We start from the raw sequence: 10232 nt of genomic DNA, 5'->3' as shown, positions 1-10232 counted from the left end.
AATCCGCATGATAAACCGAACTAATCCAGATTTTGGTCAAGCTGTGCATAATTCAGGCTGTAGTTGGTACGCGCCCTCGTCCTGGGTTTCATCATCAGGAAACAGATAAAAATGCCCGCTGCCATCGTGAAAGACCAACATGTCAATTATGGAAACGATCTGTTCTTTGACAGAGGCAAGTTCAACATTGCTGCTTTGTCCCAACGTCAAATACGCGACTAACTCCGTCCATACTAGTCCCGTTAACCCACCCCATAAGTCTGGGGACTTGGTAATAAGAGCTGAAAGTGATGGCAGCACTCGTGCCAGTGTCGCTTTATACATTGCCTGATTTTTTGAAAATAACATGCCTAGCAAAAGACCAGCAGTGCCTTCCTCCAGATATGGAGAAAAGACATTTTCGTCATGATAGCGGCGGACATCTGTGTCTGTGTCTCTAGTGGATAACCTGTTTTGAACTTCTTCTGTGACATACCCGCGTAAACGAGCACCCTCCGCCTTTGGCATCCTGTCGGCCAACAACAATGCGCCGCCTAGCCCGGCAAGTCCGGTAGGCAATGATCTGACCATCGGCTTTGCAAAATACATTTTATGTACCTCATCAGATTCGATGATAGTACTGAGAGGAACGTCAAACACCGTGATCGGGTGATGTTTTAATAGGTCGGCAAAGAACGTTTTGCTGTTGATATCTTGGTTTTCAGGCGATTCCCTGCTCTGATCCATGGCGTATTTTGCTTTTTTTATGGCAATTGACGCTTCGGGATTGGGCTCCAGCAGGAGATATGTCAATAAATCAACCACGGCTAACGGCAATCCACGACGAAACAATACTGACGACACCAAATGCAGAGTTTGCGAAATATTCTTGTGTTGAGTCAGAGAATAGTTGTAGTCCCCTAGCAAATAAAGGCCCAGCATACCGGCCCGTCTAAAATCAGCGGCAGTCCCACTAACTGTCTTAAACACGTCAAGCCAGTAGTACTTTGTTTGATCACGAAATCGGGCCCCTAGAGGCAACAGGGAATCTAAATCAACAAATCTGAGGCGTTGACCGCTCCACGTCAGATTGGCCGCCGAGATATCAATGTTTTCGAATCCGGCGTCATGAATTTTTGAAATTGCAGACAGCAATTGTGACAAAACATCACAAGCCTTATGTAAAATCTCCAATTTCGTATATGGTGTAACCTTGGCAGGAAAGTTGATGAGTGTTTTGTCCGAATCCCACTCGTAAATAAAGAACGTCGAAAAGCGTTCCTCGACATAATCGACGGGCTTGACGACAAAGGGGCAGTCTTTCCATAACAGATTCGAGATGACATATTCCGAGGCCCGTTTCTCCAACTTGGTTGTAGAACCAAAGGAATAGCCAAGAACGTCCTTGCGTGCCTCTTTAATGCAAACGGCGGCGTTGCTTTCTCTATCGCTGCCCTTCATTACTACCCCCCACGCGTTGTGATGAATGATTCTCGTCAGCCGATACTCGTCTTGCAGCACACTTCCAGTATAAGCGGTTTTCGTCTCCGACGTGAATGGATCGCCTAGCCAATCGGGTATGTGAAATACGGGCCGACGATCATCGATAAAAATCTCTCCGTGTGGACCAGATAATCTGTGCTCAGAATTTCCCCGATCCTCTCCAAAACGGTAATAGACAGTGTCTGACTCTCCAAACGCTCTGTCAGTTAATATTTGAGGTCCATGAAAAAGCGACAATCGTTGTTCCAGTTTAACCATCACACTTTTCATGGATTCTACATCCGCCGGATATACCGTGATCAGTTTGCCTGACTCCGCAGCGGAAATACTTCCTCCAAGGAAAAAGTACACTTTATCAATTGAATTCACGAATTTGAAATCCATTTTCTGCTGGTTGAGCAACCTAATGGCAATATGAGCAACCAACGGATAATCTTCCAGTGTGCTGGTAACGTGAAACTTCCAGAAAAAGTCATGCTGAACCGTACCCGGATAATTTACGTAGATGAAATTGTCATTGACAGAGATTTTTGCATTGGCGTCAATTAATTGGCGATAATCGGTAACGACCGTACTCTTTTCTGACATTAGCCCACGATTCCTTTCTCCTCATTCATCAGTAACCGACAATGCTGACTACCACGCTCAAAGATTGTTAAATCTTCTTGCTGGACAGAACGTGTTAATTTCATGAAACTGAAAACCACACAGGTGCCACAGCATGGCATACAAACGTCAAAGACAATCGTACCACAATTAGTTTTTGATGGTAGGAAATGTCTCGAAAATTGGCTAATAAATTTTTATTTGCCCAAAATTTGAAAGTTCCTTAACATCAAACACCTCAGGGACTATTCTGGTCCTTGTGGGTGATTGGCTCACATCCTTAGCAAATGTAGGAGGCTTGTTCATGGAAAAGAATTCAGAACAGAATGGGACAGTTCAGTACCTCTATGAATTGCCCGTAGACCGCGCCGATGCAAGCGCGGATGAAGTTAACACCGGGGGTTGCCCTACTGTTACCATCCATTGCATTGCCGACGTTGAAGACGAAGTTGCCACGGTTTAATCAAGTGGCAGCTTGATAGCGCGGCTCATGGGTTCCTTACCATCAGCTACAGGATACTGGCGATCCACATCTCTTTTGATAGTCTCGTCACCAGTGAAACAGACCCGCCCGAGTCCTTTTTCCATTAGAGCTCGGGTAGGTCTGTTTTTTTGCCCTTTGTATCCGCTGCGTGCCTTTTCCCCCGTACCGCAAGAAACAAGTTGGACGGGGCAAATATTCATTCTATAATGGGAATACTTTGTTAAGGAGAAAGGCGGTGCCCCATGGTCCAGCGCATCGGTGTCCGAGAATTGGTGGAATTCGAATGCAAGTCCGGCGACCTGGACGAGGCTCAAGCCAGCAGCAACACCGCCCAAGAAGGGGCCCGTATCCACCGGCTGCTGCAAAAACAGGCCGGGCCGGATTATGAGAAAGAGGTAGCCCTGAAGACTACCCTCCCGTTGGCCGGTGAAGAGGTCACCATCGACGGCCGGGCTGACGGTGTCTTCCCGGACCCGGCCACGGGCACGCTGGTCGTGGAAGAAATCAAGACCAGTGCCCTGGATTTTGCCGACCTGACCGATGATGCCCTGGGCCGGTACTGGGCCCAAGCGGCCGTTTACGGCCACTTTTTGTGTGCAGACAGAGAACTGGACCACATCATTCTCCAGCTCACTTACTACCAGACGACGACCAAGCATATCACCCGCCAGCAATGGCCGCTGTCCGCCGCCGATCTGGCCGACTACTTCACGACACTGACGACGGATTATGCCGGCTGGCTGGCATTCCGCCAAGCGTTGAAGAAAGAACGAGACACCTCCATCGCCGAGCTGACTTTCCCCTTCGGCCACTTTCGGCCTCAACAACGGGAATTCTCTGCCGCCGTCTATAAGACCATTCACACCCAGCAGCGGCTCTTCGTCCAGGCGCCCACCGGCACCGGCAAGACTATGGCGACCCTGTTCCCCGCCGTCAAAGCGATGCCCGGGGAACACCTCAACCGGCTATTCTACCTCACCGCGAAGGAAGCGACTCGGGCCAGTGCCGAGGAAGGCTGCCGCCAGCTCATTGCCCACGGGGCCGCGCTGCGTTGCATCACCTTGACCGCCAAGGACAAGATTTCTTTCTGCCCGCCGGAAAAGCGGACCCCGGCGCTGTGTCCCTATTACCGGGGGTATTACGACCGGAACAAGGCCGCCGTCAAGGATCTGATCACCCACGAGCGGCTCATCGACCGGCCGGTCATTGAACGTTACGCCAAGAAACACACCGTGGACCCCTTCGAATTTTCCCTGGACGCCGCCCGTTTCGCAGATGTCGTCATCTGTGACTACAACTATCTCTTCGATCCGCTGGTCTTCCTGCAGCGCTTCTTCGCCCAGCCGGACACTGGTCAGTTCTTCCTCATCGACGAAGCCCACAACTTGATCCACCGCGCCCGGGATATGTATTCCGCCAGCGTGAGCAGCCGCGGGCTCAGCACCCTGGCGACAGCGTTGCGGACGCGGCATTTGCGGGAACCGAGCAACGCGCTGCGCCAATTGCGGACCGCCTTCACCGCGGTGACCAAGGCCCACCCGGAAGCCGACCCCTTCGTCAGCGCCGACCCGCTCACAGAATTTAATGAGAAAGTCTACCGTTTCGTCGACCGCCTCCATGAATGGCTGCCCACCCAGCCGGCCGGCACTGATGAACCGGAGCTGCTGCAAGTCTACTTCGACTGTCTGGCCTACACCCGCATTGCGGAACTTTATGGCGATCAGTACAAGACCGTCGTTGAGAAACACGGCCATGATGTCCGCCTCACCCAGCTGTGTCTGGATCCGGCCCCTTTCGTCAACGACTGTCTGCATAAGGGCCGCGGGGCAGTGCTTTTTTCCGCCACGCTGACGCCACTGCCTTACTATCAGGAACTCTTGGCGGACCCCAGTGACAGCCTGGCCTATCAGCTACCTTCACCGTTTCCCGCCGCCCACCAGCTGGTCTTGATCCGCAGCGACATCGCCACCACGTATCAGCAGCGGGCCGCCAGCCAGGACCGCATCGTGAGCGCCCTGGCCGCTCTGGCCGCCGCCCGCACCGGCAATTACTTGGTATTCCTGCCTTCTTACAGTTACTTGACCCAGATCTACACGGCCTTCACCGCCGCGTATCCCGACATTACCGCCTTCGCCCAGACCGGCGGCATGTCCGCTGCTGAACGGGCGGCCTTTCTCGCCCACTTCACCGCCGCGCCGACGGTGACCAGCATCGGCTTCGCCGTCCTGGGCGGCTCTTTCGGCGAGGGCATTGACCTGCCGGCTGACCGCTTGATCGGGGTAGCGGTGGTCGGGGTGGGTCTGCCTGGGCTTTCTCTCCGCAATAACCTGCTGAAGGACTACTTCAACCAGCGCAACGGCGCAGGCTTCATGTATGCTTACCAGCTGCCCGGACTGAATAATGTATTGCAAGCCGGCGGGCGGCTGATCCGGGGGATGCACGACCGGGGCGTCATCCTGCTGCTGGACGGACGCTTCGCCGAGCCGCGCTACCAGCGCTACCTGCCCCAGTCCTGGACCCGCCATTTGGCCCAGGTGCACAGTGATACCCAATTGACCGCCGCCTTGACGGCTTTCTGGAAGGAGCAGAATTCTGATGACCAAGACCGCCCTCACGCTTGACCTGGAACGCACCCTGTACGGTTACTGCCGCGACGCCGGCGCGGCCGTGGTGGAGGAAGTGACCATGCCCGCCGACCGGGGCATCGTCGACACCCTGGCCTGCCAGTTGATTGCCCCGAATACCTGCGAGTGGCGCTGCTACGAGCTGAAGGTGACCAAGAGCGACTTCCACTCCAGCGCCCAACTCTCCTTCGTCGGCCACTACAACTACTTCGTCCTGCCCCTGGCTCTTTATCATCAAGTCGCCGCCGAGATCCCCAGCCACGTGGGTGTCCTCGTTTACCGCCCCTTTGAGAAAGCCGACCCAGACCGTGTCGCCACGCCTTATCCCGGCTACCTGACCATCATCAAACCGGCCCGCCAGCAAGCCCTGCAAGTACCGGCAGATGAACTGCTGGACCGCTTCCTCCACGCCCTCACCCGGGAAGTGGACAAGGCCAAGCGCATGGACCAGGGTCTCCAGGGTTTCGGCACCGACCAGCTCTACCGGGAGCTGAAGAGGCGGGCTCCGCTGACCGACCCGCTGTACCCCACGCCGCCCTATTACGACCGTTTCATTCAGGACTTGAACCAGGAAGCCATCACCGACCTGGCCGACCAAGCAGCGGCGCTGCGCGCGGAAAATGCCCGGTTGCGCCGGGAAGCCAGCTACTGGCGCTGGCGAGCCGGCCAGGGGCTGCTGCCATGACCGACTTCACTTACTGGCCGCTGCTCCGCGGCCGGCAATTCGACCTGCTGGCCCTGCAGCTTTTGATGGAAGAAACCGCCCTGACGAAGCAGGTAGTTCCGATCATCGAACCGATCCGCGATGCGGCGGTCCTGCCTCGAGTGCTGAAGCAGCGGAGCCGAGCGGACTTGCCCACCGTGGTCATCCAGAACCCCAGCGTCGGCACCTACGGATTGAGTACAGAGAAACGGTATCCGCTCGATCCTTTATTAGCTGATTCCCATATCCTGCAGGGCTGGTGGTGGCGCCCGGGGCTCGCCTTCCCTGCAGGCCAAGTCTTGCTGCTGGACGATCCCCATCATCTGCCGCCGGCAGCGGTACTAGCGAAGGCTCAGTATGTCGTCGTGCCGGACGATCCCCGGATTTTGGCCAAAATTCGCCATCCGAGCCGGATCTTTCTCCACGACCCATGGCCCCGTGTCGCCCGCACGCGGGAATTCGGCCAGTACGCTGACACGCCCTTCTTTACAGAACAGTCTTGGGCCGCCGGTCACGGCTTCGTCGGCGTGAGTGATTACGCCCTCAACGGTGCGCCTTATTTCGATAAGGGCTGGCCCCATGGGACGATTGCCTTCCATATCGCTTATTTTCGCGCCGGCGGTGTCTGGCTGCACCACTTTCTGCCCCCGGTGGTCGGCGGCAGCCAAGCCGAACAATTTGCCTATCTCCAAGGCGAACTGCGCCAGTGGCTGGCCAGCCACCGGCATGCGGTGCTGTGGGACAACCCGTTACGGATGCTGCTGCATTACGGTGATATTGACCATTATCCCGGTCTCGGAGTGATCAAAAAACAGAGTATGGCGCACTTGCTGGTGTCGATTCAAGTGTGCCTTCCTGATTAAGGAGCCTCATATTATATGGTCATTCCTCATAATTCAATAATTCACCGGTTGACTTTTCTAACATACTTCGGTACGATGTGACCATGTTAATTAATCTCAGCAAGCGTGGCCCCTTCCGGTCTTTCTTCAAGACCGCCATCCTTCGTCTCTGCTGATGGTGAACGGGAGGACGATAAGAATGGCTCCGTTTAATTACATGCGCCGTCAACCAATGCGTTTTGCAGCTTACCTTTTGCTCGTTCCGCTGGCAGCTCTTTGTGAAGTCGCGCTGTCCTGGGTTTTACAAATAATCACGGACGTCGTCACCGGCAAACAGCATCTCCCCTATCTCTGGTTGAGCGTTGGGATTCTGCTGTATCTGCTCGGCAAAAGTGCGACTTACTTTGCCCAAAGCTTTCAGCGCTCCCGCTTGTTGGCCCAAGGCAGCCGACTATTGCGCGACGATCTGTACGCCGCCACGAGCCAGCGCTCCTTTGCTCAGTTTGGCAGTCAAAACCATGGCTTTTACCTTGCCAAGTTTAACAAAGAGGTTGAAATCATCGAAAACAATTACTACGGCACGTCCTTGCGTGCGTATTATTTGGCTTGGCAGCTGCTGATTGCCTTGGCGGGCACCATTTTCATCAGTCCATGGGTCACGCTGGCCATTATTCTCCTCTGTATCCCCTCGATGGCCATGCCCTTCCTCTCCCAGAAGCAATCCGAACACGCTCAGACCCAGGTCGTGGCGGCAACCACGCATTACAACGATCGGGTAGACGACTTCATCAATGGGTTCTCGACTTTACGGCTGAACGCTACGGGCAGCCGGTTTGGTGACTTGTTTGCGCAAGCTGCTGACCGCTTGGCACAAAAAGAGATTCACAACCAGCTGGTCATAAAGCTGGTCGGCCAATTCTTGAACCTGTTTAACGATTTGCAGTATGTGGGCACTTGGCTGCTGGGCGGGTTCCTAGTACTGCGGGGCACGATCACCTTAGGTCAGCCAGTCGCTTTCTCCCAACTCATGGTGTTCATATCGAATCCGCTTTTTCAGGCCGCCGATCTTCTGTCTACATTCTACGGTGGCCGAGCGGTGGTGCAGAAGGTACAGAAATACTTGGACCGCACCACTGTCAGTACACCAAAGGCGAAACTGCACCCGGCGATCCACACGATTCAATTCCACGACGTCGGTCTGCACGTTGATGATACGCCCTTGCTTCAGCATATTGACTTATTGCTCCAGACATCAAGAAAATATATCATTGTTGGTCAGAGCGGCAGCGGAAAAAGTACGCTGGTCCGGCAGCTCTTTGGCTATTACGCCGCCGCCAGCGGCACCATCACCATCGACGGGTACAACATTCATGATTTGGCCTTTGCCGATATTGCGGACCACCTCACCTACGTTGATCAGACCACCTATTTGTTTAACGCCACGTTGCAGGATAACGTCACGGTATTTCACGATGTGCCGGAAACGCAAACGCGCACAGCACTGACAGAGGCAGGTTTACAAAAGCTGCTCACTGCTGATTCCGCTGGGCTGCACCGCCAGCTCAGCAACCGGTCGACCGCTATCTCCGGCGGTGAACGTCAACGGCTGGCCTTGGCCCGCAACCGCTTGCGTCAGCCGCTTTTCACGATTTACGACGAACTCACCAGCGGTCTGGACCCGGCCATCGCCGCAACAATTGAAAACACACTGTTTGCGGCCGCCGGCGGGCTCGTCTTCATCACCCACCGCTTCAACCAGCCCATTTTCGAAAAAGCGGATGAGATTATCGTGATCGATCAGGGCCGAATCCTGTCCCGGGGACCGTATACCGATAACACTGTCCGGCACGCGCTCGACGGGCTTGGCTTGGTGCCCGCCGCAACAACTGTCGATGATCATTCGTAAGTACAAAAAAGGCGGAACGACTTCTCTTGGACAAGAATGTCCAGAGGAAGAAACATTCCGCTCTTTTCTCTTACGCTGCTGTCCGGCTCCGCCGGCGCAGGTACCGCCATAAGTTGATCAATGCCGCCAGCAGGCAGATCACAAACGCCACGGTCAGCGTGGTGTGCATCCCAGCCAGGAAGACATCTGGCCGGCCGGCAATGTAATTGGTGGTCGGTTTACCGTAGGCCCGGCTCATGGAGGCAAACAAAACGGTGGTCGACGCGGAGATACCCACGGCCACGCCCAAATCAGCTTGGGAAACGGTAGACATCACAATCGTGTTATTGGGCGACTGGAAGATTCCGTTACCTAAGCCCATGATGCCTACCAAGCTGCCGAAGAACCACAGCGGCGTGGACAGCGTTGCGGTCATATACCCGATCTGGGTAGCGGACAAGATGACCAGGCCGATGGTCGTCAACAGTTCCGGCGCAAAGCGGTTCTGCAGCGAACCCGAAACTGGTGAGACGATGACCTGCACCACCGGGAACAGCATCAGCAGGTACCCGGCCGTATTCGGGCCTAAGCCCCGCGCGTTTTGTAAGTAAAACGGTGCGATCACGTTGAAGAAGAAGTTGGCCACGAAGATCAAGAAACCGGTGAACAGACTCATGGAGAAGTCCAGGTTCTTGAACAGATGGAAGCTGAGCAGCGGATCTTTGGCCCGCTTTTGTTCCCACCAGGCAAAGACGGCGAAAACCAGGACAGCCGCGCCAAAAAGCAGGAGAACCAGCGGACTGGTAAAGCCCATAGCCTGGCCCATGAAAATCCCCAGGAATAAACTGATGATGGCGATGGCAAAACTGATTGCCCCCGGCCAGTCGATGGGCCGGGTGGCCCGCTTGATGTCTGTAGGCAGAATAAAGTGACCCATCAGAATGGCAATTAAACCCAAGGGGACGTTGATCCAAAAAATATAGGCCCAGGGCAGCTGGGCCAGCAGCAGCCCGCCGATCCCGGGGCCGGCGATACCGCCCAGGGACACGAAGGAGCCGATCCAGCCCAGGGCCTTGCCCCGCTCCTGCATGGGAAAGACTTCCGTGATGATGCCGTTATTGGTACTCATGGTCATGCTGGCCCCCAAGGCTTGTACGACCCGGGCCCCCAGCAGAAACCATAATGAATGGTTGAACCCGCATAGCAGCGAGCCCAGAGTAAAGAGGACGGTGCCCACCCGGAAGACCCGGATCTTGCCAAAGCTGTCCCCAATCTTGCCGAAAAGCAGCAACAGCGCACAGATGACGAGCAGATAGATGGACACGATCCATTCCGCTTGGTTGGTCATGATATGCATGTCTTTACTGATGACCGGCAGCACAATATTGACGATACTACCATCCAGCGTCGACATAAAAGTAAAGAAGCCCACCGCCGTCAGAATCCACCAGCGGTGCTTTTGAACAGTCGGATCATCAACGTAATTTGTTTGTTCCACGATTAACTCCTTTCGAAAGCAGAGATTTTTGGGTGAAAAAAGAGACCGGAGCGCGACTTGGGCTAAACCAACTGCAGGAGAAGTCTTAGTGGAGCACGCTTGGCGAAA

At 54.8% G+C, this 10232-nt stretch carries 7 protein-coding genes; 5 read left to right on the top strand and 2 right to left on the bottom strand.

What is annotated here, in order from left to right; genetic code table 11:
* Positions 1-36: 36 nt before the first annotated feature.
* Positions 37-2070: a class III lanthionine synthetase LanKC N-terminal domain-containing protein gene (locus L248_RS14270; RefSeq protein ID WP_022530973.1), complete on the bottom strand. Its 2034-nt coding sequence runs from the start codon at positions 2068-2070 to the stop codon at positions 37-39.
* A 322-nt stretch (positions 2071-2392) separates the two neighbouring features.
* Between L248_RS14270 and L248_RS15985 the strand changes: the two genes are divergently transcribed.
* From L248_RS15985 to L248_RS14250, 5 genes are all read left to right on the top strand, one after another.
* Positions 2393-2551 carry a hypothetical protein gene (locus tag L248_RS15985; RefSeq protein WP_155828692.1) on the top strand — a complete coding sequence of 53 codons (159 nt, stop codon included), beginning with the start codon at positions 2393-2395 and terminating at the stop codon, positions 2549-2551.
* Positions 2552-2814: 263 nt separating this feature from the next.
* Complete coding sequence (locus L248_RS14265; protein ID WP_022530971.1) at positions 2815-5193, top strand: ATP-dependent DNA helicase; 2379 nt, start codon at positions 2815-2817, stop codon at positions 5191-5193.
* Positions 5168-5881 (top strand): hypothetical protein, encoded by a 714-nt coding sequence (locus tag L248_RS14260; protein WP_022530970.1) that lies wholly within the window; start codon positions 5168-5170, stop codon positions 5879-5881. The genes L248_RS14265 and L248_RS14260 overlap by 26 nt, the downstream gene beginning before the upstream one ends.
* Positions 5878-6762 carry a sce7725 family protein gene (locus L248_RS14255; protein WP_022530969.1) on the top strand — a complete coding sequence of 295 codons (885 nt, stop codon included), beginning with the start codon at positions 5878-5880 and terminating at the stop codon, positions 6760-6762. Before L248_RS14260 ends, L248_RS14255 begins: the two co-directional genes overlap by 4 nt.
* A 178-nt stretch (positions 6763-6940) precedes the next feature.
* Positions 6941-8647 (top strand): ABC transporter ATP-binding protein, encoded by a 1707-nt coding sequence (locus tag L248_RS14250; RefSeq protein WP_196812051.1) that lies wholly within the window; start codon positions 6941-6943, stop codon positions 8645-8647.
* 70 nt (positions 8648-8717) lie between these two features.
* Here the strand turns inward: L248_RS14250 and L248_RS14245 are convergent, their stop codons facing one another.
* Complete coding sequence (locus L248_RS14245) at positions 8718-10124, bottom strand: MFS transporter (protein ID WP_022530966.1); 1407 nt, start codon at positions 10122-10124, stop codon at positions 8718-8720.
* Positions 10125-10232: the final 108 nt, after the last annotated feature.

Origin of the sequence: Schleiferilactobacillus shenzhenensis LY-73 (assembly GCF_000469325.1) — a bacterium.
GTDB classification, from domain to species: domain Bacteria; phylum Bacillota; class Bacilli; order Lactobacillales; family Lactobacillaceae; genus Schleiferilactobacillus; species Schleiferilactobacillus shenzhenensis.
This window is presented reverse-complemented; position numbering and strand designations above follow the sequence as displayed.